Source organism: Pseudomonas sp. MDT1-16 (genome assembly GCF_054898115.1).
This window is the reverse complement of the sequence record NZ_CM142717.1, coordinates 2,863,415-2,885,608: the sequence shown is the minus strand read 5'-3', so window position 1 is coordinate 2,885,608 and position 22,194 is coordinate 2,863,415. Positions and strand designations below refer to the sequence as shown.

Annotated in this window: 22 protein-coding genes; 16 read left to right on the top strand and 6 right to left on the bottom strand. The window is 59.7% G+C overall.

Features of this window, described 5'->3' with window-relative positions; all coding sequences use genetic code 11:
* Nucleotides 1–74: 74 nt before the first annotated feature.
* A complete protein-coding gene (locus tag ACYZT3_RS13180; RefSeq protein WP_282382057.1) occupies nucleotides 75–974 on the bottom strand; it encodes a LysR substrate-binding domain-containing protein in 900 nt (299 codons plus the stop codon).
* A 105-nt stretch (nucleotides 975–1,079) separates the two neighbouring features.
* Here ACYZT3_RS13180 and ACYZT3_RS13175 point away from each other — a divergent pair, with 105 nt between their 5' ends.
* Nucleotides 1,080–1,688, top strand: coding sequence for a LysE family translocator (locus ACYZT3_RS13175; protein ID WP_282382054.1), 609 nt, complete (start codon nucleotides 1,080–1,082; stop codon nucleotides 1,686–1,688).
* On the opposite strand, the gene ACYZT3_RS13170 is transcribed toward ACYZT3_RS13175, so the two are convergent.
* Complete coding sequence (locus ACYZT3_RS13170; protein WP_282382051.1) at nucleotides 1,685–2,449, bottom strand: ArsR/SmtB family transcription factor; 765 nt, start codon at nucleotides 2,447–2,449, stop codon at nucleotides 1,685–1,687. The two genes, ACYZT3_RS13175 and ACYZT3_RS13170, sit on opposite strands and share 4 nt — an antisense overlap.
* Nucleotides 2,450–2,531: 82 nt before the next feature.
* Here ACYZT3_RS13170 and ACYZT3_RS13165 point away from each other — a divergent pair, with 82 nt between their 5' ends.
* The 3 genes from ACYZT3_RS13165 to ACYZT3_RS13155 all read left to right on the top strand — a co-directional run bounded on the left by ACYZT3_RS13165 (nucleotide 2,532) and on the right by ACYZT3_RS13155 (nucleotide 5,398).
* Nucleotides 2,532–3,653, top strand: a complete 1,122-nt coding sequence (locus tag ACYZT3_RS13165; protein ID WP_462032245.1) for a cytochrome P450 — start codon at nucleotides 2,532–2,534, stop codon at nucleotides 3,651–3,653.
* A 171-nt stretch (nucleotides 3,654–3,824) separates the two neighbouring features.
* Complete coding sequence (locus ACYZT3_RS13160; protein WP_462032244.1) at nucleotides 3,825–5,066, top strand: S-type pyocin domain-containing protein; 1,242 nt, start codon at nucleotides 3,825–3,827, stop codon at nucleotides 5,064–5,066.
* Nucleotides 5,063–5,398, top strand: a complete 336-nt coding sequence (locus tag ACYZT3_RS13155) for a hypothetical protein (RefSeq protein WP_282382045.1) — start codon at nucleotides 5,063–5,065, stop codon at nucleotides 5,396–5,398. Before ACYZT3_RS13160 ends, ACYZT3_RS13155 begins: the two co-directional genes overlap by 4 nt.
* A 77-nt stretch (nucleotides 5,399–5,475) precedes the next feature.
* Here ACYZT3_RS13155 and ACYZT3_RS13150 read toward each other — a convergent pair whose 3' ends face one another.
* Nucleotides 5,476–5,814, bottom strand: a complete 339-nt coding sequence (locus tag ACYZT3_RS13150) for an FKBP-type peptidyl-prolyl cis-trans isomerase (protein ID WP_462032243.1) — start codon at nucleotides 5,812–5,814, stop codon at nucleotides 5,476–5,478.
* Nucleotides 5,815–5,999: 185 nt separating this feature from the next.
* Between ACYZT3_RS13150 and ACYZT3_RS13145 the strand changes: the two genes are divergently transcribed.
* A complete protein-coding gene (locus tag ACYZT3_RS13145; protein ID WP_462032242.1) occupies nucleotides 6,000–7,073 on the top strand; it encodes a diguanylate cyclase domain-containing protein in 1,074 nt (357 codons plus the stop codon).
* A gap of 12 nt (nucleotides 7,074–7,085) precedes the next feature.
* Here the strand turns inward: ACYZT3_RS13145 and ACYZT3_RS13140 are convergent, their stop codons facing one another.
* Entirely contained in the window at nucleotides 7,086–7,394 is a 309-nt protein-coding gene (locus tag ACYZT3_RS13140; RefSeq protein WP_462032241.1) for an RcnB family protein, read from the bottom strand.
* Between the two features lie 155 nt (nucleotides 7,395–7,549).
* Here ACYZT3_RS13140 and ACYZT3_RS13135 point away from each other — a divergent pair, with 155 nt between their 5' ends.
* Nucleotides 7,550–9,358 carry a monovalent cation:proton antiporter-2 (CPA2) family protein gene (locus tag ACYZT3_RS13135; protein WP_462032240.1) on the top strand — a complete coding sequence of 603 codons (1,809 nt, stop codon included), beginning with the start codon at nucleotides 7,550–7,552 and terminating at the stop codon, nucleotides 9,356–9,358.
* Between the two features lie 48 nt (nucleotides 9,359–9,406).
* On the top strand, nucleotides 9,407–10,519 hold the full coding sequence (locus ACYZT3_RS13130; RefSeq protein ID WP_462032239.1) for a DNA alkylation repair protein: 1,113 nt from the start codon (nucleotides 9,407–9,409) through the stop codon (nucleotides 10,517–10,519).
* On the opposite strand, the gene ACYZT3_RS13125 is transcribed toward ACYZT3_RS13130, so the two are convergent.
* A complete protein-coding gene (locus ACYZT3_RS13125; protein ID WP_282382027.1) occupies nucleotides 10,500–11,072 on the bottom strand; it encodes a cytochrome b in 573 nt (190 codons plus the stop codon). The genes ACYZT3_RS13130 and ACYZT3_RS13125 overlap by 20 nt on opposite strands.
* Before the next feature lie 205 nt (nucleotides 11,073–11,277).
* On the opposite strand from ACYZT3_RS13125, the gene ACYZT3_RS13120 reads away from it, so the two are divergent.
* The 7 genes from ACYZT3_RS13120 to ACYZT3_RS13090 are packed head-to-tail and all read left to right on the top strand — an operon-like array spanning nucleotide 11,278 to nucleotide 17,572.
* Nucleotides 11,278–11,955, top strand: coding sequence for a thermostable hemolysin (locus tag ACYZT3_RS13120; protein ID WP_282382025.1), 678 nt, complete (start codon nucleotides 11,278–11,280; stop codon nucleotides 11,953–11,955).
* The gene (locus ACYZT3_RS13115; protein WP_462032238.1) at nucleotides 11,945–13,426 is read left to right on the top strand and encodes an AMP-binding protein; all 1,482 of its coding nucleotides are present in this window, start codon (nucleotides 11,945–11,947) and stop codon (nucleotides 13,424–13,426) included. Before ACYZT3_RS13120 ends, ACYZT3_RS13115 begins: the two co-directional genes overlap by 11 nt.
* Nucleotides 13,423–14,097, top strand: a complete 675-nt coding sequence (locus ACYZT3_RS13110; RefSeq protein ID WP_462032237.1) for a TenA family transcriptional regulator — start codon at nucleotides 13,423–13,425, stop codon at nucleotides 14,095–14,097. The genes ACYZT3_RS13115 and ACYZT3_RS13110 overlap by 4 nt, the downstream gene beginning before the upstream one ends.
* Nucleotides 14,084–14,893 carry an SDR family oxidoreductase gene (locus ACYZT3_RS13105; protein WP_462032236.1) on the top strand — a complete coding sequence of 270 codons (810 nt, stop codon included), beginning with the start codon at nucleotides 14,084–14,086 and terminating at the stop codon, nucleotides 14,891–14,893. Before ACYZT3_RS13110 ends, ACYZT3_RS13105 begins: the two co-directional genes overlap by 14 nt.
* Nucleotides 14,890–15,534 carry a tetratricopeptide repeat protein gene (locus ACYZT3_RS13100; protein ID WP_462032235.1) on the top strand — a complete coding sequence of 215 codons (645 nt, stop codon included), beginning with the start codon at nucleotides 14,890–14,892 and terminating at the stop codon, nucleotides 15,532–15,534. Before ACYZT3_RS13105 ends, ACYZT3_RS13100 begins: the two co-directional genes overlap by 4 nt.
* A gap of 11 nt (nucleotides 15,535–15,545) precedes the next feature.
* Nucleotides 15,546–16,208 carry a response regulator gene (locus tag ACYZT3_RS13095; RefSeq protein WP_282382013.1) on the top strand — a complete coding sequence of 221 codons (663 nt, stop codon included), beginning with the start codon at nucleotides 15,546–15,548 and terminating at the stop codon, nucleotides 16,206–16,208.
* Complete coding sequence (locus ACYZT3_RS13090; RefSeq protein ID WP_462032234.1) at nucleotides 16,205–17,572, top strand: ATP-binding protein; 1,368 nt, start codon at nucleotides 16,205–16,207, stop codon at nucleotides 17,570–17,572. The genes ACYZT3_RS13095 and ACYZT3_RS13090 overlap by 4 nt, the downstream gene beginning before the upstream one ends.
* A gap of 11 nt (nucleotides 17,573–17,583) precedes the next feature.
* Here ACYZT3_RS13090 and ACYZT3_RS13085 read toward each other — a convergent pair whose 3' ends face one another.
* The gene (locus ACYZT3_RS13085; RefSeq protein ID WP_282382008.1) at nucleotides 17,584–18,480 is read right to left on the bottom strand and encodes a LysR family transcriptional regulator; all 897 of its coding nucleotides are present in this window, start codon (nucleotides 18,478–18,480) and stop codon (nucleotides 17,584–17,586) included.
* 120 nt (nucleotides 18,481–18,600) lie between these two features.
* Here ACYZT3_RS13085 and ACYZT3_RS13080 point away from each other — a divergent pair, with 120 nt between their 5' ends.
* Both ACYZT3_RS13080 and ACYZT3_RS13075 read left to right on the top strand, forming a co-directional pair.
* The gene (locus tag ACYZT3_RS13080; RefSeq protein WP_462032233.1) at nucleotides 18,601–20,250 is read left to right on the top strand and encodes a GMC family oxidoreductase; all 1,650 of its coding nucleotides are present in this window, start codon (nucleotides 18,601–18,603) and stop codon (nucleotides 20,248–20,250) included.
* Between the two features lie 80 nt (nucleotides 20,251–20,330).
* Nucleotides 20,331–21,953, top strand: coding sequence for an MFS transporter (locus ACYZT3_RS13075; RefSeq protein ID WP_462032232.1), 1,623 nt, complete (start codon nucleotides 20,331–20,333; stop codon nucleotides 21,951–21,953).
* Nucleotides 21,954–22,194 lie beyond the last annotated feature (241 nt).

The following is a 22,194-nucleotide window of genomic DNA, read 5'->3' as shown; positions in this document are numbered from 1 at the left end:
ACGCCTATACTGTGTGGATATACAGTACAGAGTCAACGCCCGCTGTTCAAGTCACCATCGAACCCTTGGTCGGGTCACAGCACAAGAGCCGCCTCCTGAGCAATCCGGGCAAACAACCATTCCACAAACACCCGCGTCTGCGCCGTAGCGTCCGGCGCAACCCCGTAGTAATAACGCGGCAGCGGCATGCGCAACTCGGGCAACGGGCAGATCAGGCGTCCGCTCGAGAGGTGGGTGCCCAGCAACGAGGTCGGGCACAAGGCAATACCCTGTCCATCCACGGCGGCCTCAAGCACCCGGTGCATGTGATCAAACTGCCGGGTGACCTGAGTGGCTGATTGGGTTTGACCAAAGTGCATGGCCCAATTGTGCCAGTCTTCGCGACGCGCCTTGGCGGTCAATAACGTATGCCGGCTCAGGGACGTGAGGTTTTCAAGGACCTGGCGCTCGATCAACGAGGGTGCCGCGACCAGTAACAACTTGTCGTCGAAGAGGGCTCGCGCCTCAATCGCCGGCGCCCAATCGTCACGACCACGGCGAATGACGATGTCGAATCCGTCGCGTACATGATCGGGTGCCTGGGTTTGTGTGATCACCTGCGGATTGATGTCCGGGTGCTGCGCAATGAAGTCCGCCAGCCTGGGCGTCAGCCAAAGCATGGCAAAGGACGGACGGACATTGATCTTCACGGTCGGCAGCGAGGCATGTTGTTTGAGCGCAGCGGCAGCATTGGCGATCTGCGACAACCCGGCACTGACTTGCTCATAAAAGCGCTGGCCGACCGGTGTCAGCACCGACTGACGGATACGCCGCTCGAACAGCAGCACGCCCAGGTGCTCCTCAAGCAATTTGACGTGCCGGCTGACGGCACTGTGACTGACATGCAGCTCTTCGGCCGCCAGGCTGAAACTCTGATGACGAGCAGCAACGGCGAACGCGCGAACAGCATTAAGTGGCGGTAGTGGATTTGTCATGCGTCTAATTTAGTCACATATGCACCGCAATTAAAGCGTTTGTCACGCCCACGTCGCCACGCCAATCTGCCCGCATGCAGCCAGCGCCACCCGACGGAGCAAGACATGAACAGCTACGGACTCTTTCTACTTTTCGCCACCCTGACCATTTTGAGCCCGGGACCTGGCGTGGTCCTGACCCTGTCCAACGCTGTGCGTCACGGCTGGACGGGCGCAGTGCCGGGAATTCTGGGGATCGCGTCGGGGGCGTTTGTCGTCGCCGCCATCAGCGCCACCAGTGTCGGCCTGATCCTCAGCACCTCCGCCAACGCCTTCACCGCGTTGAAATACGCCGGGGCCGCCTATTTGTTGTACCTGGGTTACAAGAGCTGGCGCTCGGATCGTTTCAACGCGCGGCTTGAAACGCGCCCCTCAAGCCCGGGTTATCGCTTCCTTGAAGCGGCTTCGATCCAGTTTTTGAACCCCAAGGCTGTGTTTTTCTTTCTGGCGGTGTTCCCGCAATTCATCGACACCTCGGCGCACTTCTCCACCCAGTTCTTCAAGCTCGTCGCCTCCTACGCCGTACTGGTGATCCTGGTGCATGGCAGCTATGCCTTGCTCGCCAATGCTGCCAAAGGCTGGTTGTCCAGCCCGAAGGGTTCCTGGCTGGCGGCGAAAGTCTCGGGCGTGACCTTCGCCGGTTTCGGCGTGCTGATGGCCTCGGCCAGTCGCTAAGGTACAGAACTGGCGATCGCGCGACGCCTGGTCTGGGTGGACGTGGGCTGTGCTGTCGATACCTGAATCGGCAGTTCAACAGCGAACCGGCTGCTGAGTTCCTTGCGCCCCGTCGCCGTCAACGCCAGCGCGCGGCTGTCCAGGTCCTGAGTCACCCATTTACGCTTGATCGCCACTTGCAACAACGCCGCCCCCAACGAGCCGCCCAGATGCGGCCGGCGCATGCTCCAGTCCAGGCATGGGCAGGCGAAGCGTCGGCGCAGCGTATTCAGGTCCTTGACCTCGATACCCAATCCTCCGAACAACGCCTCACCGCTGTCGCTCATCTGATAGACCTGTTCATCGGTTTCCAGCAACCACCCCGCTTCGATCATCCGGTCATGCAGCAGCACCGCCAACGTGCCGGCCATGTGGTCGTAGCAGGTGCGGGCAAATTGCAGGCGATCCGGGGTACGCGGGTTGAAGGTCGGCGCGGCGTTCTGGCCGATCACCATCAACGCTTCCAGCGCCTGGGCGACGCGCTTGTCCGCCAACCTGTAATAGCGATGGCGGCCCTGAACGTGCAATCGCACCAGCGCCAGTTCCTTGAGTTTGGCCAGGTGCGCGCTGGCGGTGGAGGCGCTGACTTCGGCAATCGCCGCCAACTCGGTGCTGGTGCGGGCGTGGCCGTCCATCAGCGAACAGAGGATTTTCGTCCGGGCCGGTTCCGCGATGGCCGCGGCCACGTGAGAAACGCCGATGTCGTGCTGTTCTACGTTCATATTTCGCTCCCGGACGAATCAAGGCCCTTTCGGACTGGAGATAGTAGCAACTCTTTTCCAACCACGAACAAGGCTGCGACCCATGGACCCGATCATCGCTGCGACTCATGCCAATCCTTATCCCTATTACGCGCAACTGCGCGCGGAGGGCGGGCTGGTTTTTCACGAAGGACTGAACGTGTGGGTGACGAGTAGCGCCCGAGCCGTTGCGGCCGTGCTGGCGCATCCAGACTGTCATGTCCGGCCGTCCCACGAGCCGGTGCCCAAGGCGATTGTTGGCGGCATGGCTGGACGGGTCTTTGGTCAGTTGATGCGGATGAATGAGGGCGAACGGCAGCGTTGCCCGAGGTCGGCGATTCAACCGGAGTTGGCGTTGATTGATGTCGATGAAGTCAATGTGCTGGTTGGCGCTCGTCTGATTACTCCGGGCGCCGATGGGTTGTACAACGCGATGTTCCGCGGGCCGGTTTGCGTGGTGGCTGCATTGCTCGGGTTTTCCCCTGCTCAGGGCCGCGCCATTGGCGAGTTGACCGCCGACTTCGTGGCCTGTTTGTCGCCCCTCAGCGATCAGGGGCAATTGGACGCGGCACAGGCTGCTGCCGAACAGTTGAGCGGCTATTTCATTGAACTGCTGGATGACCCGAGCCATCAGAGCGCCCTGCTCGCCGGGATCCGCCAGCGCTTCGCGGCAACATCTGACGACTCTGAAACGTTGATCGCCAACCTGATCGGCCTGTTCTCCCAGACCTATGAAGCCACCGCCGGGCTGATCGGCAATACGCTGTTGACGTTGATCCGAAACCCGTCGTTGCGGAACGAATCGACATGCGTTGAAGACTTGATTGCAGAAGTTCAGCGCTTCGATCCGTCGGTGCAGAACACTCGCCGGTTTGTCGCTGCGCCTTGTGAAATCGACGGTATAAGTCTGAACACTGGCGATGTGATTCTGGTTCTGCTGGCTTCGGCTAATCGTGATCCGCAACTCAATGACCATCCCGAAGTCTTTCTTCTGGATCGTCCAGACCGTCGCAGTTTCACTTTCGGTGCGGGGCGGCATCAATGTCCGGGGCAGATTCTGGCCCTGAGCATTGCCTGCGCTACGTTGATGGAAATTCTAGCGATGAAACCTGCTTTGGATCGCCTGACCTGGCACTACAGGCCTTCGCTGAACGGGCGGATTCCGCTCTTTCGCGATTTGCCGTAGACCATGTCATCGTTCTTCGCGGGCAAGTCGGATCGACCAACACGCTCTGCATCCGAATCATCGCGCGTCAGCACTTCCGCAGTTCATAGAGTTTCAGACCCGTCCTACATCTATCAAATGCCCTTTGATATAGCGTCCGCATCGTTTTCAAAAGATGAAACAAGGACGCTCATGGCTCGCAAAACAGGCATACCTCGGATTCAGAACCCACCGTCAGGCGACGGGCACCACGTCACCAGCCGCTACATGAACGCCACCGAACTGGCAGAGCGGGACGCCAGACAAAAAACATATGACGACATGCTGGCCCGACAACAGGTCTATGAAGACCGTTTCGTCAGACAACCTCAACAACGGGACCCTCCCGGCTCCAGGGGGTGCGTGTTCGCCAAAAGCTGCAACCTCCCCGACGGCGTAATCAATCACGACAACCCAGCCGGTTTTGTCCCTATCGAGAAACTGGCCGATTACGGAAAACTCTCCCTGCTGGGTGGTCGCGAAAGAGATGCAGCGGGAAACATCCCTCTCAAAAAAATCAGTGGTAACGCGTTACCTGCTGCATTGGGAACGCTTCTCTTAGGCGGGGTTGGTGCTGCTGGCACCGGCACAAGTGCTGCTGGTGGTGCAGGCGTAGTAACGGGAGGTGTTGCTGCAGGCGCATTGGCGGGAATGGTTGCACTACTCTGGCCGTCGAGTCTGGGGGACAGTTCCCTGTACACCGAAGAACACCTCAAGTCGATCAAAGAAGGCCGTACACGTGTCCGACTGCATGTCGAACAACAGGCCGATGGCACCTTGAAGGGATACGGATACAACACCCAGAAGCGCAGCGATTGGGAAATGATTCCTGTAGTGCAGTTCGTAGTTCAAGGCACTCAGCAAGTGGCTGACTTCGGCAATGGGACAACGCTGATGTGGACGCCAGCCGTTGACCCGTCGAGCACTTCGGGAATCCCACCGCTAGAAGGTGCCCCACAAGCCCCGCACATCTGGATTTATCCGCCTACCGAACAGGCAGATAACATCATCGTCAACCCGATTTACCCGCCTGAGTACAAGGACTTCATCCTTGTATTTCCAGCCGATTCCGGTATCAAACCTCTCTATATTGTCTTGGCACTGGAGTTCGATGCAGCCAGTTACCATGGCAAGATAGATACTCCAGTCAAAAGTAAGGGCCCCGCTAATGGACAGGAAGCGCTTGAGAACTCAGTTCAGGTGAAATCTACATCACCACGCAGAATCGGCCTCGATCCAGGCACAAATGAGCTTGTTGTCTTTGACCGTACGGGAGGGGATGTCTACCACGGCCACGTCAGGCCATGGGATAAACTCCACCAAGATATGAAAAATGCTCTGATCAAAGCTAAGAAAGTAGACAACAAGGGCAATATTCTGGGAGCTAAAAAGTGAGCCTTCTCTATCAAGACCCATCAATGAGCCATGATGAAGCAACGACGCTTCTTGCAAGCTGCGTGGATACGAATGTTACTGCAGCATTGGTTTCCATCGGTCTGAATGAAGCAGACATCACCTGGGCTCAGAACACTTGCCTTAAATACCTCGCAAGTGAGACCGAATCAGTTGCAGCATCCGCCATCACGGCTCTTGGTCATCTCGCTCGCCGTCAGGGCGAACTGGATAAGGAAACGGTGCTGGCGGCACTCGAAAAGGTGAAAAGCAAATTCCCTTGCCTTGAAGGAATTATTGCTGACACGCGTGACGATATTGACGCATTCACCTGATCCGCCAGGGACCTCGAACGCACGAACATTGTGGCGAGGGGGCTGCCCTCGTCATAAAGCTAATTTCAACTCACGCATCAATCATCGCGCGTCAGCACTTCCAGCAATTCAATCTCGAAGATCAGGTTCGAGTGCGGCGTGATCTTGCCCATGGTCCGCTCGCCATAAGCCAAATGCGCAGGCACCAACAGCTTGCGCTTACCGCCAACCTGCATACCGATAATCCCCTGATCCCACCCTTTGATAACCCGACCAGTGCCGATCACGCACTGAAAAGGCTTGCCACGGCTGTAGGAAGAATCGAACTCGGTGCCGTCTTCCAGCCAGCCACGGTACTGCGTGGTGATCAGCGCGCCTTTGACGGCGGCTTTGCCGTCGCCCGATTGGAGGTCGATTATCTGAAGCTCGTCATTCATTGCATGCACTCGCGTATTCGTTTGCCCGAAAGGCTTTATGGGCGCCGTTTTCCCAGATTTTCAGCCGATTGGCAACCATTCGAATCGACTGGCGAGGGGTTTAAACCTGTTTCCTGCAGTGACCGTGAACTAAGATATGCAGCACCTACCCGCACGGCTCAACACGCAATGATGGCAATTCCTGAATGAATGGAGACTGGACCAGCGCAACCATCGGCTTAGTGATGCTTGCCCTGATCATCGCGTTGATCTGTCGCGAGCGTTCGCTGCAAAAGCAGCTGGCCGAGTATCGCGTGCTGATCACCCGCCTGACTGACGGACAAAATATCCGTCAGGACGGCGACGCCGAACGCTTCAAGCGCAGCCAATACTTCGCCCGCATCGGTACCTGGGACTGGGATGTCGATACCGACAAGCTCTATTGGTCGGACGCGATCTACGCCATGTTCGGCTTCAAGATCGAGGAAGTAACGCCCTCCTACGCGCTGTTTTGCTCATGTGTTCACCCGGACGATCGGGCCAAGGTCCGGGCCGGCGAGTTGCGCTGCCTGGAAACCGGCGAAAACCATGACGAGGAATACCGGGTCGTCTGGCCCGACGGCACCCTCCGCTGGCTTCGGGAAACCGGCAATGTGGTCAAGAACGACCACGATGCAACGATCAAGATGATGGGCGTGGTGCGCGATATCACCGAGGAAAAAGCCTCCGCCAGCTACCTGCAACACTTGGCCCACTTCGACCCGCTGACCGGTCTGCCCAATCGCCTGGTGCTCGAAGAGCGCCTGTCCGAAGCGCTGGAACAGGCCCGCATCAGCGCCACGAGGGTTGCGCTGGTGTTTGTCGACCTCAATGGTTTCAAGGCAATCAACGACCATTACGGTCATGCGGCCGGCGACCGGGTCCTGATCACCACCGCCAACCGACTGAAGCGAATCCTGCGTTCAACCGATACCGTCGCCCGGATCGGTGGCGACGAATTTGTGGTCATCCTTCAAGGCCTGTCCCAGGGCAACAACCTGCAAGACGAAGCCCGCAGCATTTGCCAGAAAATCTTCGTCGAACTGTCGCCACCGGTGACCATCGGTAATGATCAACGACACATCGGCACCAGTCTGGGGGTCGCGGTGTTCCCGGACCATGCGCCAAGCATGGACCGGTTGATTCATATAGCGGACCTGGCGATGTATGAGGCGAAGCGCAGTGGGAATAATCAGTATCGGTTGGGCACTGAAAGCCCGGTACGCGCTCATAGCGAATAGCCTTTCGGCGGCCTAACGCTCCGCCGGCGTGATATCCACAATCGTCCCGTTGGTGATCATCACCATCATGTACTTGTCATTGATCTGCACCCACTGCGCCTGAGCCTTTGGCGCTTTCAGGCCTTTCTGCTTCCAATTAACCAGGGCTTTTTCGCTGCGTTGGTAAACGTCGGGGGCGCGGTCGCCGACCACCAGTTGGCGGGAATTGTTAGCCCCGGGCTGGACGGTTTTTTGCGGGGGGTCATCCGCTTGAACGATCGGGCTGATACCGGCAATGCCTGCGACCAGGGCGAGGCTGGCGATAAGGGTCTTGTAATTCATCGGTGAACCTCCATTGATGTTGTGGTACCTGAAATCCGACTGCGCTGGCGCTGAATCATTCCTTACTGCTGCGATGATTCGATTGCATTGACTGACGCATGCTTCTCAAGCCTTTATCCTGAGCGCCCCCGCCGTACCGATTTCTGGAGTAAGCCATGCCCCATGAAGGCAACCTGTTGCAAGCCGCTGTCGTGTTTCTGTTCGCGGCGGTGCTCACCGTTCCCTTGGCCAAGCGCCTGCAACTGGGGGCGGTGCTGGGTTATCTGTTTGCAGGGGTGATCATTGGGCCATCGGTGCTGGGCTTGATTGGCAATCCGCAAAGTGTCAGCCACATTTCCGAACTGGGGGTGGTGTTGCTGCTGTTCATCATTGGTCTGGAACTGTCGCCGCGACGTTTGTGGGTAATGCGCAGATCGGTGTTTGGCGTAGGTCTGGCGCAGGTGCTGCTGACGGGGTCGGTGATTGGTGTGCTGGCACTGTTCGTGTTCGGCCAGCCGCTGAACAGCGCGATCGTGTTGGGCTTGGGCCTGGCGCTGTCGTCCACCGCGTTCGGTTTGCAAAGCCTGGCCGAACGCAAGGAACTGACCAGCCCTCACGGGCGGTTGGCATTCGCGATTCTGTTGTTCCAGGACATCGCCGCCATCCCGTTGATCGCGATGGTGCCGTTGCTGGCGGGCGGCGATCACTCCACCAGTACTGCCGAAGACCTCAATCACGGTTTGCGCATGCTGGGCAGCATCGCGGTGGTGGTGATCGGTGGGCGATATCTGCTGCGACCAGTGTTCCGGGTGGTGGCCAAGACCGGTTTGCCGGAAGTCTCCACCGCCACCGCGTTGCTGGTGGTGATCGGCACGGCGTGGTTGATGGACCTGGTGGGCGTGTCCATGGCGTTGGGGGCGTTCCTCGCCGGGTTGCTGCTGGCGGACTCCGAATACCGCCACGAACTGGAAGCGCAAATCGAGCCGTTCAAGGGATTGCTGCTGGGGCTGTTTTTCATCAGTGTCGGCATGGGCGCCAACCTGAGTCTGCTACTGAGCGCGCCGATTACGGTGCTGGGCCTGACTCTGTTGCTGATCGCAATCAAATTACCGCTGCTGTTTGTCGTCGGTCGGCTGGCGGGAGGTCTGGGCAAGGTCAGTGCCATTCGCCTCGGCATCGTGCTGGCCGCCGGTGGTGAGTTTGCTTTTGTGGTGTTCAAGATTGGCCGCGACCAGGGGGTGTTCGAGCCGCGCCTGTACGACTTGCTGGTGCTGACCATCACGTTGTCCATGGCGGTGACGCCGCTGCTATTGCTGGTGTGCGCGCGACTGGTGAGCCCCAAGGTTCAACCCGTGGTGGTGCCGGAGAAATTCCGCGAGATCGATACCGACGCGCCGCGCGTGGTGATCGCCGGCATGGGCCGTATGGGGCAGATCGTTGCGCGGATATTGCGCGCGCAAAACATCAAGTTCGTCGCCCTCGATACCTCGGTGGAAACCATCGAACTGTCGCGCAGCTTCGGCGGCGTACCGGTGTTCTACGGCGACCCGATGCGCCCGGAGATCCTCAGTGCGGCCAAGGTCGAGCAGGCGGAGTACTTTGTCATCGCCACTGACGACCCGGACACCAACATCAAGACCGCCGAGTTGGTACACAAACTCTATCCGCACATCAAAATCATCGCCCGGGCCCGTAACCGTCAGCATGTGCATCGTCTGGTTGACCTTGGCGCCGAGGCCATTCGGGAAACCTATTATTCGAGCCTGGAAATGAGCCGGCGCACGCTGGTCGGGCTGGGGTTGACCCAAACCCAGGCCGATGCGCGGATCAAGCGTTTCAAGCATCACGACGAACAAGTGCTGGAAGCCCAGCATGCGATTTATGACGATGCGGCGAAGGTATTGCAGACGGCGCAGGAAGCGCGGGCGGAACTGGCGAGGTTGTTTGAGGCGGATCAGTTGGAAGAAGAATCAGGCAAGGCGTAACTTATCGTTCCCTCTCTCCCGCGTGGGAACGATCATAAGGACATCTCGATGAGCAATGCAGACCAAACCTCCCCCGCCCTCAAGGAAATCTTCAACGCCGATCGCCTCAAACACATCGCCACCGAGATGACCGCGGTCTACCCCGAGTTCAACGCCAAAGCCTTCCTGAAAATGGCCAACGACGGGCTTGCGCAATTATCGATCATGCAGCGCATGGCCCGGGTCAGCGAGTGCCTGCACGCGGTACTGCCGTTGAGTTATGAAGAGACGCTTGAGGTGCTGCGCGCCCTCGCTCCGCGCCTGAACAGCGGCTTCGTCAGCATCTCATTGCCGCATTACGTCGCGACGTATGGCGAACATGCATTCGAGTTGTCCATGGACGCCCTCAAATACTTCACCGCGTTCGGTTCATCGGAGTTTGCGATCCGCTATTTCCTGCGCAGCGATATCAAACCCACACTGGCGCTGATGCACGACTGGTCCCTGGATGGCAACGAACACGTCCGGCGCTTGGCCAGCGAAGGCAGTCGACCGCGCCTGCCATGGTCGTTCCGACTGGAACAGGTGCAAGCCGACCCGACACTCGCCGCCACGATCCTCGACAACCTTAAGGCAGACGACAGCCTCTATGTGCGCAAGTCCGTGGCCAATCACCTCAACGACATCACCAAGGATCATCCAGAGTGGGTGCTGGACCTGATCGAAGGTTGGTCGCTGGACAACAAACACACGGCATGGATCGCCAAACATGCCCTGCGCAACCTGATCAAACAGGGCAACCCGCGAGCGTTGACGATCATTGGCGCGGGCGGCAAGCCTGAGGTCGAAATCATCGATGTGAAGGTGGAACCGGCGGTGATTCGCCTGGATGAAAAAATCACCCTGTCCTTTGGCGTCAAATCCAGGATCGAGGACAATCAGCGACTGGTGATCGACTACGCCATCGATTACGTCAAAGCCAACGGCAGCACGTCGGCGAAGGTGTTCAAACTCAAGGCGCTGACGCTTTCCGGCAAGGCTACCGAGACGGTTGCGCGAGGTCAGCACATCAAGGAACTCACCACCCGCCGGCATTACACAGGCAAGCACGCCGTGCACATTCTGGTGAACGGCGAGCGCCTGGCCAGTACCGGGTTCGAGATTATCGCTGACGCTGACTGACCGTGTTGCCGGATCGACCGGGTAGCATGCGCGTCAGGGTGTTGTCGCGGACCCAATAGTGATGGAACAACCCCGCCGCCGCGTGCAAGCCGATCAGCCAGTAACCGGCGCTGCCGAGCAGTTCGTGCCAGTCCTTGAACTGCTTGGCCAGGTCCGGATCGACGGCCACCGGCGATGGCAGGAAAAAACCAAAATAAGGCATCGGCTTGCCACCTGCCGACAGCATCAGCCAGGCCAACAATGGCGTGGCGATCATCAGCCCATACAGCGCCAGGTGCATCAGGTGCGAAACGCCAGTCTGCCAGCCGGGCAGCGCGGGAGTGATTGGTGGACGCGGGGTAAGCCGCCCGAGCAAGCGTACCCAGACCAACACAAAAATGCTCAGTCCAAATACGCCGTGCAGCCCCAGGAACAAGCTCCTCAACGCATGCCCGCGGGGTAACAGCCCTTTGATTTCGATGCAGGCATACACGCCGACAAACAGCACGAGCATCAGCCAGTGCAAGGTGATCGAGAGTTTTCCATACCGGTGAGCGAGTGCATCGCGGGTCATAACTAGCCTCGTGAACGTTATTGTGGCTGCCGACTCATTCGCGCAGCCCGGTTCCGCCTTGTTGCCGAACCGAATGGCGCCACCCTGCCCGCCCAGTCTTAACGCAATCTGAAGACAGCCCCAACCGATCTTTCGGCCACCTTCAGACTCCGTTAAGAAATGCCTCCGATACTCCTCCCACACTTACTCAGGGAGGCGTCTTCCAATGCCCGATTTCGACTGGAACATCCCTCTACCCCTGCATTTTGGCCACGCCGAAACCCCGCAGATGAGTCTGGCCAGAGCCCTGCCGGACGAGCCTCAGCGTTTAGTGTTCGAAGCCTTTATCCAGCAACGTTTCCGTAAGGCCCACGGTGCCGATATCCGTCACTTCATGCCGGAGCTGTTCGGCATGAACAACGCTTCAGGTGAACTCTGTGCCGTGGCCGGCATGCGTCTGGCGAGTAGCGGACAGCTGTTTCTGGAACGTTACCTGGACGAACCGATCGATCCGCTGATCAGTGCCGCTGCCAATTGCGCAGTAGACCGGACTGGCATCGTCGAGGTGGGCAACCTGGCCGCCAGCGACACCGGCAGTGCGCGAATGAGCATCATCGCCATCACTTACCTGCTGGCCATGGGGGGGCTGGAATGGGTGGCGTTCACCGGCAACATCGGCCTGGTGAACAGCTTTCACCGTCTGGGCTTGAAACCCGTGACCCTTTGCGCCGCCGATCCTGCGCGGCTGGGCGACGACCGCCACAGCTGGGGCAGTTACTACGAGAGCAAGCCTTGGGTGCACGTTGGCAACATCCGCGCCGGCTTCATCCATTTGCGCAACATTGGGATGTTCAATCCCCTGGGGTTGCCGTCGTCCAACGAGGAGTCCAGCCATGTCGCCTGAAAGGGAGCGTTTCAAACAGGCCCTGCGCAGCCATGCTGAACGCAAGACCAATGCCATCGCCGTGTGGGGTGATCAGCTGAAACTGGACTACGCCACGCTGTACGCCGAAGTAGTGTATCGCCAGCAGCGTCTGCGCGATGAACACGTCAAGGTGGTTGCACTGGCCTTGGACAATGGCGTCGAAGCCATGCTCTGGGACTTGGCCGTGTTGTTCGAAGGCCTGACCTGTCTGACCTTGCCACCCTTTTTCAGCCCGGCTCAACGCAGCCATTGTCTGGAGCTAAGCCAGGCCGGACTGGTGATTGCCGAGCCGGAACTGGAAGGTGAACTGCAAACGGCCGGCTACGAGAAGACTGGCGAGTTCTGGCGCCGCACCTTCAGCGGCCCCAACCGGATGCCCGAAGGCACCGCCAAACTGACCTTCACCTCGGGCACCACCGGCACACCGAAAGGCGTGTGCCTGAGTGCCGAGAGCATTCTGCGGGTCGCCCGCGAACTGGACCAGGCCAGCAAACCCACCGATCCCCAACACCATCTCGCGCTTCTGCCCCTGGCGATTCTGCTGGAAAACCTCGGCTGCTATGCCGCGTTGTACGCCGGCGCGACGTTGAGCTTGCCCAGCCAGAAAACCCTGGGCATTCAGGGTGCCAGCGGTGTTGATGTGCCTCGGCTGCTCGGTTGCCTGGCTAACCGTACCCCCGAGAGTTTGATCCTCGTACCGCAGCTGCTATTGATACTGGTCAGCGCCGCCGAGCAAAAAGCCTTCAGCCCTTACGCGTTGCGTTTTGCCGCGGTGGGTGGGGCGCGGGTTAGCGAAGAATTACTGCACCGTGCGCAACGGATCGGCCTACCGGTTTACGAAGGCTACGGACTGTCGGAGTGCGCGTCGGTGGTGTGCCTCAATCGGCCAGAGACGCGCCGCCCCGGCAGTGTCGGCCGGCCCCTGCCCCACGTGGACATTCGCCTGGCCGACGATGGCGAAGTGCTGATCAAGGGGTCGACCTTGCTCGGTTATCTGGGCGAAGCGCCGCACACCGATGAATGGTGGCCCAGCGGCGATCTCGGTGAATTCGACTCCGAGGGTTTTCTCTACCTCAAGGGGCGCAAGAAACATCAATTCGTCACCAGTTACGGCCGCAATGTGAACCCGGAATGGGTCGAGGCTGAACTGACCCAACGCCTTCATATCGCCCAGGCCTTTGTCTATGGCGAAGCGATGCCGAGCAACCACGCGCTGCTCTGGCCCCATCGCCCGGATTGCACCGATGAAGACCTGGCCGCCGCCGTGGCCCACGCCAACGAGGCCTTGCCCGATTACGCTCAGGTCCATCACTGGACCCGTCTGGCTCAACCGTTCACACCCGCCAATGGCCTGCTGACTGCCAATGGCCGCCCGCGCCGGGACGCGATCGTCGAGCGTTACCGCGCGCAACTGACTGAAGCTGCCTTTTTAGAGGAATCTGCGTCATGAGTTTTTTCGACACGCTGCAAGAAGCCACCCAACAGGAACGTCACGCGCTGTTCAATCTGCCGATCATTCGCGACGCCCTCGAGGGCAACGTCAGCCTGGAAAGCTACCGGGCTTTCCTGACGCAAGCCTATTACCACGTGCGCCACACCGTGCCATTGATGATGGCCTGCGGCGCTCGCCTGCCGTTGCGCCTGGAATGGCTGCGTGAAGCGGTGTGCGAGTACATCGAGGAAGAATACGGCCACGAACAATGGGTACTCAACGACATCGAAGCCTGCGGCGGCGACAAGGATGTGGTGCGCGACGGTCGTTCATCCTTGCCGATCGAATTAATGGTCAGCTTCCTCTACGACCTGATTGCCCGGGACAACCCGGTTGGGCTGTTCGGCATGGTCAACGTGCTCGAAGGCACCAGCATCGCCCTGGCCACCCATGCCGCCGACAGCATCCGCGAGCGCCTGGACTTGCCGCAAAGCGCCTTCAGTTACCTCAGTTCCCATGGTTCGCTGGATATCGAGCACATGCAGACCTATCGCCGATTGATGAACACTCTCGATGATCCGGCCGACCAGGCCGCGGTGATTCACGCCTCCAAAGTGGTGTACACGCTTTACACCGAAATGTTCCGCGGTTTGCCACGCGATGGGGAGAACCTGCATGCGCCTGTCTGAGGCTCGCGTCGTACTAACCGGCGCCAGCGGCGGCATCGGGTTGGCGATCACTACCGCCCTGTGCGCCAGTGGAGCCAAGGTATTGGCCGTGGCTCGGCATCGGGAACCGTTGGAGCCTTTACTCGAACGCTATCCGCAGCATTTGTGCTGGGTTGGCGCCGACCTGACGATTCTCGCCGACCGCCGCAAAGTACTGGCCACCGCCGAAGCCATTGACGGCATCAACCTGCTGATCAACGCCGCCGGGGTCAATCACTTCGCCATGCTCGAACAGCTCGATGACAGCGACATCAACGCCATGCTGGCGGTGAACATCGGCGCGCCGATCTGCCTGACCAAATTATTGCTGCCGCTGCTCAAGCAAGCTGAAAGCGCCATGGTGGTGAACGTCGGTTCGACCTACGGCTCCATCGGCTACCCCGGTTACGCCAGCTATTGCGCCACCAAGTTTGCCCTGCGGGGTTTTTCCGAAGCCCTGCGCCGGGAACTGGCCGACACCCAGGTCGGCGTTTTGTACGTCGCGCCACGTGCCACCCGCACCAGCATGAACAGCCCGGCGGCGCAGGCCTTGAATGACGCGCTCAAATCCAATGTCGACGACCCGCAAACAGTCGCCTCGGCGGTGATGCACGCCATTGCCGGTGACCGCCGCGACTTGTACCTGGGCTGGCCAGAACGCTTTTTCGTGGGCCTGAACAGTCTGTTGCCAAACCTGGTGGATCGCGGCCTGCGCAAGCAGTTGCCACTGATCCGTCGCCTGAGTCAAAAGCCTGATAACGAGAACCTCAAACCATGAAAAAACTCTTTGCCTGCTTACTGATGGGCGCCTTGAGCCAAAGCGTCTGGGCCCTGGACGCCGCCGATCAGCAACGTCTCAATGGCATCCAGCAAAGCTGGGCGCACATTCAATACGAAACACCGGAGAAGCAGCGTACCGCGGCTTTCGAACAACTGGCCGCCCAAACGACGACCTTCACCACGGAATGCCCGTCTGTGGCCGAGGCCTGGATCTGGAAAGGTATCGTCACCAGCAGTTGGGCCGGTGCCCAGGGCGGGCTCGGTGCATTGGGCAAAGCCAAAGACGCCAAGGCCGACCTGGAAAAGTCCCTGACCCTCGACCCCAAAGCCCTGCAAGGCTCGGCCTACACCAGCCTCGCTGCGCTCTATGACCGGGTACCGGGCTGGCCCATCGGTTTCGGTGACGCCGACAAGGCCGAACAGTTGCTCAAGCAGGCCTTGCAACTCAACCCGAACGGCATCGATAGTCTGTACTTCTGGGGCGATCACCTCTACCGTCAAAAACGCTACAGCGAAGCCCGGGGCGCGCTGCAAAAAGCCCTGCTAGCAGACCCACGGCCAGGCCGGGAAACCGCCGACGCCGGGCGCCGCAAAGAAATTGAAGCGTTGCTGGTGGACGTGAACAAGAAACTCAACTGACAGGAGTCCGTGTGCGCTTATTACTGATCGAGGATGACGTGGCTCTGGGCGAAGGCATTCATCAGGCCCTGGGCCGCGAAGGTTACACCGTCGACTGGTTGCAGGACGGCAGCAGCGCCTTGCATTCGCTGCTCAGCGAATCCTTTGATCTGGCGGTGCTCGACCTCGGCTTGCCCCGCATGGACGGCCTCGAAGTGCTGCGTCGTTTGCGCGACAGCGGCTCCAACTTGCCGGTGCTGATCCTCACTGCGCGGGATGCCACCGAAGACCGTATCGCCGGGCTGGATGCCGGCGCCGACGATTACCTGATCAAGCCGTTTGATCTGGCCGAACTCAAGGCGCGTCTGCGCGCCTTGCTGCGGCGCAGCGCCGGCCGCGCGCAGATGCTGATCGAACACGCCGGCATCAGCCTCAACCCCGGCACCCAGCAAGTCAGCTATCAGGGCGAACCGGTCGCGCTGACGCCCAAGGAATATCAGCTACTCCACGAATTACTCTCGCCACCAGGCCGGGTCATGACCCGAGATCACTTGATGCAGTTGCTTTACGGGTGGAACGAGGAAGCCGAAAGCAACACGCTTGAAGTGCACATCCATCACCTGCGCAAGAAATTCTCCACCGACCTGATCCGCACTATTCGTGGTGTCGGTTACCTGGTAGAGGAGCGTCGATGACTTCGATCCGGCGTCGCACCCTGACGCTGATCATTGGCTTGATGCTCGCCGGTCTAGCGGTGATCAGCGTGTTCAACTGGCACGACAGCAACCACGAAATTGCCGAAGTCTATGACGCTCAACTGGCGCAAAACGCCCGGCTGCTGCAGGGTGTGATGCGCATGCCGCTGGCCAGCAAGGAACACGCCGAGCTGTATCAGGCGTTCAACAGGGCCTTGGGCGAAGCAGTGCCGAGGGTCGATGGCCATCCTTATGAAAGCAAGATTGCCTTTCAGGTCTGGAATCGTCAGGGCGAAGTGCTGGTGCACACCGCCAGCGCGCCCTCCTTCACCGCGCCCCCGTCGAAACCCGGCTTCAGCGATGTGGTGGACCTGAACAACCGTCACTGGCGCGCGTTCATGCTGGAAGACAGACAAACGGATTTGCGGATCTGGGTGGGCGAACGCGACGATGTGCGTTCGGACCTGGTGGATCGAATCCTGCGCCATACCCTGTGGCCCAATGTGCTGGGCAGCCTGATTCTAGTGGCGATGGTCTGGCTGGCCTTTGGCTGGGGCCTCAAGCCCCTGGCCGATATGGCGGCGACTCTGCGGGCACGGCACAGCGGCTCTCTGGAACCGCTGCAACTGACCCCGTTGCCCAGCGAGCTCGAACCGATGCAAGCAGCGCTCAATCGCATGCTCGCGCAAATTCAGGAAGTGCTCGGCCGCGAGCGGCGCTTTATCGCCGACGCCGCCCATGAAATGCGCACGCCCCTGGCGGTGCTGCGGGTGCATGCGCAGAACCTGCTGGAGGCCGGCACCGAACAGGAGCGTCGGGAATCCCTGGAATTTCTGATCGCCGGCGTCGACCGCACCAGCCGTCTGGTCAATCAATTGTTGACCATGGCCCGCCTCGAACCCAAAGCAATGGCTCCGGTATTGCACAGCATCGACCTGGCCGAAACCGTGCGAGAAAGCCTGGTACAGCTCACGCCCTGGTTACTGAGTAAAAACCTTGAGCTGACCTTCGACGTCACCGATCGTCCCTTTAAAGTGGTTGCCGACGCCGCCGCCATCGACATCGCCCTGAACAACCTGATCAGCAACGCGGCAAATTTTTCCCCCGAGCACGGCGTCATCACCGTGCAGCTGAATCAAGCGGGCGGCTTCTATTCATTGAGTGTCGAGGATCAGGGACCGGGCATCGACGAAGCGGAACGCGGGCGCTTGTTCGAACGCTTTTACAGTCGCGCAAACGTCCAGGGGGCGGGGTTGGGGCTGACGATCGTCAACACCATTGCGACTCGCCTGGGCGGACGAATCACTCTGGTCAACCGGCCGGAGGGCGGGTTGCGGGCGACCCTGTCGATTCCGGACGTTTGAAACGAGGGCTCCTACCCGGGATTGGGCCCGAGCAACATCCCCTGCTCGCGTTCACACAACTCCACCACGTAATCCCACAACACTCGCAACCGCACGGATTTGTGCAGCTCGCGGCGGGTGCTGATCCAGTAGCTGCGCTGAATGCTCTCATCCGGCATCAACGGCACTAAATCGGGGTCAGCGCTGGCCATGTAGCACGGCAACACGGCGATGCCCAAACCTGAGCGCGCAGCCTGTTGCTGAGCGATGACGCTGGTGCTGTGGAAGACCACTTGCGGGTTGCGACAGAAACTGTTGAGGAACATCAGTTCCTGGCTGAACAACAAGTCGTCGACGTAGCCGATCCAGGCATGACGACCAAGGTCTTCGCGGCTGCACAGCGGTGGCGAGCGGTCGAGGTAGTCCTGGCTGGCATACAGCGCCAGGCGATAGTCAGTGAGTTTACGGGTGACCAGCATGTCAGCGGACGGACGCTCCAGGTGGATGCTGATCTCGGCTTCGCGGTTAAGGATGCTGACAAACCGCGGCACCGCCACCAGTTCCACTTCCAGCCCCGGATAGCGCTCGAACAGGCCGTTCATGCGACTGGCGAGGAACATGATGCCCAGGCCTTCCGTCACGCCGACGCGAATCTTGCCCAGTGGCGCCGTGGATTGGGTGATTTCCTCTTGAGCAAGCAGCGCGACGTTTTCCATGGCTTCGGCGTGTTTGAGCAGCGCTTCGCCGGCCGGGGTCAACTCATAGCCCTGGGCATGCTGGACAAACAGCGCGGTGCCGAGGCTCTTTTCGATGGCCTCGATGTGCCGGGCCACGGTGGCGTGAGTGGTGTTCAAACGGCGGGCAGCGGTCAGCAGGCGCCCGCTACGCTGCAACTCGAGAAAAAACCGCAAGTCATTCCAGTCGAACATGAGTCGTCCTTGAAGCGAGGTGTTTAAAAACGCACAGCGGCTGCGCAAAAACTAACATTCTTTTGACGAAAGCTAACAACTAGGATGACCGACAACAAGAACAACACCATAAGGTCACGCATGCAGACTTCTCTGGATGAATACGACTACATCGTGGTCGGGGCCGGGCCGGCCGGTTGTTTGCTGGCCAATCGATTGTCGGCCAACCCGCAACATCGCGTGTTGCTGCTCGAAGCCGGCGGCCGCGACAACTACGCGTGGATTCACATCCCCGTGGGTTACCTGTTCTGCATCGGCAACCCGCGCACCGACTGGTGCTTCAAGACCGAAGCACAACCCGGCCTGCAAGGTCGGGCCCTGAGTTATCCGCGTGGCAAAGTGCTCGGCGGCTGTTCATCGATCAACGGCATGATCTACATGCGCGGCCAAGCGGGCGACTACGACGGCTGGGCAGCCCAAGGCAATTCCGGCTGGAGCTGGAACGACGTGCTGCCGTTGTTCAAAAAAAGCGAAAACCACTTTGCCGGCGACTCGCAATTTCACGGTGCTGCCGGGGAATGGCGGATCGAGCGCCAGCGCCTGTCGTGGCCGATTCTGGATGCCTTCCGCAGCGCTGCCGAGCAAAGCGGCATCGCCAGCATCGATGACTTCAACCAGGGCGACAATGAAGGCTGCGGCTATTTTCAGGTCAATCAGAAAGCCGGTATTCGCTGGAACGCGGCCAAGGCGTTTCTCAAACCGATCCGCAACCGCCCCAATCTCACCGTGCTGACCGACGTCGAAGTGGATCGCGTGCTGCTGGAAAACGGCCGTGCGTCTGCGGTCAGCGCGTGTTGGCAAGGTCAGGCGAAATCCTTCAAAGCGCGTAAAGAGATCGTGCTGTGCGCCGGTTCCGTCGGCTCTCCCAGCATCTTGCAACGTTCCGGGATCGGCCCTCGCCCGCTGCTGCAACGACTGGGGATCGGCGTTGCCCATGCACTGCCCGGCGTGGGTGGCAATCTGCAGGATCACCTGCAACTGCGCCTGATCTACAAACTGGAAAACACCCGCACGCTGAATCAAATTGCCGGCAGCCTGTGGGGCAAGATGGGCATGGGCCTGCGTTACCTGTATGACCGCAGCGGCCCGTTGTCCATGGCGCCCAGTCAACTCGGCGCCTTCGCTCGATCAGGACCGGAACAGACGTCAGCGAATCTCGAGTACCACGTTCAGCCACTGTCGCTGGAGCGTTTCGGCGAGCCATTGCATACCTTCCCGGCCTTCACGGCCTCGGTGTGCGATCTGCGCCCGCAAAGCCGTGGTCGCATAGAGATTCGCTCCACCGATCCGCAGGAAGCACCGCTGATTCAGCCCAATTACTTGAGCCATCCGGAGGACTTGCGGGTTGCAGCGGATGCCATTCGCCTGACCCGCCGCATCGTCGCCGCACCGGCCCTGCAAGCGTTCAAACCGGTCGAGTACTTGCCCGGAGACAGCTTGCAGAGCGACGAAGAATTGCACGAAGCCGCCGCCCGCATCGGCACAACGATTTTCCATCCCGTCGGCACCTGCCGTATGGGCAACGACGCGGACGCCGTGGTCGACGCCGAGCTGCGCGTCCATGGCATCCCCGGCCTGCGCATCGCCGACGCCTCGATCATGCCACGCATCACCTCAGGCAACACGTGTTCGCCTACGCTGATGATTGCCGAAAAAGCCGCGAAACTGATCCTGGACACACCCACAAGGAGTTTTGCACCCGACGAAAAAGCACTGACCGCAGTCTCTTGAGCAAAGGAATAGCGGCGCCAGTCCATAAGCCCGGCGCCGACAGTGGAACAAAAAAAACAATCACTGTGAGGGATACCGATATGTCAGAACATGTTCAGCCTCTGGAAGCCGTGCGCAGCGCGGGCACCAGCCGCGAGACCCAGAAAGTTATCTTCGCGTCGTCGCTTGGGACAGTCTTCGAGTGGTACGACTTTTTCCTCTACGGCGCACTCGCGGCGGTGATCAGCAAACAGTTTTTCGCCGGGGTCAACGACACCACGGCGTTCATCTTTGCGCTGATGGCGTTCGCCGCCGGCTTCATCGTGCGGCCGTTCGGCGCGCTGGTGTTCGGACGGCTGGGGGACATGATCGGGCGTAAATACACCTTCCTCGCCACCATCATTCTCATGGGTGTAGCGACCTTCTGTGTCGGGCTGCTACCGACCTACGCGAGCATCGGCATCGCCGCTCCGATCATTCTTGTGGTGCTGCGCATGCTTCAGGGCCTGGCCCTGGGCGGTGAATACGGCGGCGCTGCCACTTACGTGGCCGAACATGCCCCGATGGGTAAACGCGGCTTCCACACCAGCTGGATTCAGTCCACCGCGACCCTCGGGTTGCTGCTGTCGCTGCTGGTGGTGCTCGGTTGCCGCTACTTCACCGGTGACCAGTTCGAAGTCTGGGGCTGGCGGATTCCGTTTCTGTTTTCGATCATTCTGCTGGGCATCTCGACCTGGATTCGCATGAGCCTGCACGAGTCGCCTGCGTTCGTGAAAATGAAAGAGGAAGGCAAGCTCTGCAAATCGCCACTGCGCGATTCCTTCGGCAAATGGGAAAACCTTAAAGTCGTACTGATCGCCCTGTTCAGCATCAACGCCGGGCAAGCCGTGACTTTCTACGCGGCGCAGTTCTACGTACTGTTCTTCCTCACCCAGTTCCTGAAAATGGACCCGGCGCTGGCCAACAGCCTGCTGATCGTCAGCGTGATCATCGGCGCACCGTTCTTTATTTTCTTCGGCTGGCTGTCGGACAAGGTCGGGCGCAAACCGGTGCTGATGATCGGCCTGTTACTAGCCACCGCGCTGTATTTTCCGATCTTCAAGTCCATCGCCCACTACGCCAACCCGGCCATCGACCAGGCCAGCCGTCAGGCACCGATCACCGTACTGGCTGACCCGGCCACTTGCACCTTCCAGTTCGACCCGGTGGGCAAGGCAAAATTTGATAGCCCTTGCGACAAGGTCAAAACCTTCCTGGTGAAACAGGGCCTTCCTTACAAGAGCGAAGCCGCACCCGCTGGCAGTGCCGTGCAGGTGAGCGTCGGCGAAGTGAAACTCGATGGTTACGATGAAGCAGCCCTGCGTGGCGCGGTGACATTGGCGGGGTATCCGTCACAAGCCGATACGCAACAGGTCAACAAATCCATGATCGTGGCGCTGATGGTAGTGCTGATCATCATTTCCGCCATGTGCTACGGCCCGCTGGCAGCGCTGATGGTCGAACTGTTCCCGACGCGCATCCGCTACACCTCGATGTCCCTGCCGTACCACATTGGTAATGGCTGGTTCGGCGGTTTCCTGCCAACGGTGTCGTTTGCCTTGGTGGTGTACACCGGGGACATCTTCTACGGGCTTTGGTATCCGGTGGTGATTACCGGGGTGAGCCTGGTGGTCGGGATGATCTGTTTGCGTGAGACCAAGAACGTGGACCTGGATACCAACTGACAGCACGGAAAAAAAAGCTCCGCAATGCGGGGAATGCTGTTCACTTAAGATTGGGGTACATATCCGTTTCTGCGGTCACGGCGGCTTAGGGTTCCACCCTTACGGCGGGTCACTTTCGAAAAGCGCGAAAGTAACCAAAGCGCTTTTGCCCCGCCATTCGGTGCCTCGCCTAGGCTCGGTATGCCCTCACTCCGGCATTGCTCCGGGGCCCGCCGCCATCGGCCATCCATGGCCCAGAGTG

Bases quoted from the DNA above. Each gene is read 5' to 3' on its own strand.
- ACYZT3_RS13180 (WP_282382057.1), bottom strand. From the start codon at position 974: ATGACAAATCCACTACCGCCACTTAATGCTGTTCGCGCGTTCGCCGTT.
- ACYZT3_RS13175 (WP_282382054.1), top strand. From the start codon at position 1,080: ATGAACAGCTACGGACTCTTTCTACTTTTCGCCACCCTGACCATTTTG.
- ACYZT3_RS13170 (WP_282382051.1), bottom strand. From the start codon at position 2,449: ATGAACGTAGAACAGCACGACATCGGCGTTTCTCACGTGGCCGCGGCC.
- ACYZT3_RS13165 (WP_462032245.1), top strand. From the start codon at position 2,532: ATGGACCCGATCATCGCTGCGACTCATGCCAATCCTTATCCCTATTAC.
- ACYZT3_RS13160 (WP_462032244.1), top strand. From the start codon at position 3,825: ATGGCTCGCAAAACAGGCATACCTCGGATTCAGAACCCACCGTCAGGC.
- ACYZT3_RS13150 (WP_462032243.1), bottom strand. From the start codon at position 5,814: ATGAATGACGAGCTTCAGATAATCGACCTCCAATCGGGCGACGGCAAA.
- ACYZT3_RS13145 (WP_462032242.1), top strand. From the start codon at position 6,000: ATGAATGGAGACTGGACCAGCGCAACCATCGGCTTAGTGATGCTTGCC.
- ACYZT3_RS13140 (WP_462032241.1), bottom strand. From the start codon at position 7,394: ATGAATTACAAGACCCTTATCGCCAGCCTCGCCCTGGTCGCAGGCATT.
- ACYZT3_RS13135 (WP_462032240.1), top strand. From the start codon at position 7,550: ATGCCCCATGAAGGCAACCTGTTGCAAGCCGCTGTCGTGTTTCTGTTC.
- ACYZT3_RS13130 (WP_462032239.1), top strand. From the start codon at position 9,407: ATGAGCAATGCAGACCAAACCTCCCCCGCCCTCAAGGAAATCTTCAAC.
- ACYZT3_RS13125 (WP_282382027.1), bottom strand. From the start codon at position 11,072: ATGACCCGCGATGCACTCGCTCACCGGTATGGAAAACTCTCGATCACC.
- ACYZT3_RS13120 (WP_282382025.1), top strand. From the start codon at position 11,278: ATGCCCGATTTCGACTGGAACATCCCTCTACCCCTGCATTTTGGCCAC.
- ACYZT3_RS13115 (WP_462032238.1), top strand. From the start codon at position 11,945: ATGTCGCCTGAAAGGGAGCGTTTCAAACAGGCCCTGCGCAGCCATGCT.
- ACYZT3_RS13110 (WP_462032237.1), top strand. From the start codon at position 13,423: ATGAGTTTTTTCGACACGCTGCAAGAAGCCACCCAACAGGAACGTCAC.
- ACYZT3_RS13105 (WP_462032236.1), top strand. From the start codon at position 14,084: ATGCGCCTGTCTGAGGCTCGCGTCGTACTAACCGGCGCCAGCGGCGGC.
- ACYZT3_RS13100 (WP_462032235.1), top strand. From the start codon at position 14,890: ATGAAAAAACTCTTTGCCTGCTTACTGATGGGCGCCTTGAGCCAAAGC.
- ACYZT3_RS13090 (WP_462032234.1), top strand. From the start codon at position 16,205: ATGACTTCGATCCGGCGTCGCACCCTGACGCTGATCATTGGCTTGATG.
- ACYZT3_RS13085 (WP_282382008.1), bottom strand. From the start codon at position 18,480: ATGTTCGACTGGAATGACTTGCGGTTTTTTCTCGAGTTGCAGCGTAGC.
- ACYZT3_RS13080 (WP_462032233.1), top strand. From the start codon at position 18,601: ATGCAGACTTCTCTGGATGAATACGACTACATCGTGGTCGGGGCCGGG.
- ACYZT3_RS13075 (WP_462032232.1), top strand. From the start codon at position 20,331: ATGTCAGAACATGTTCAGCCTCTGGAAGCCGTGCGCAGCGCGGGCACC.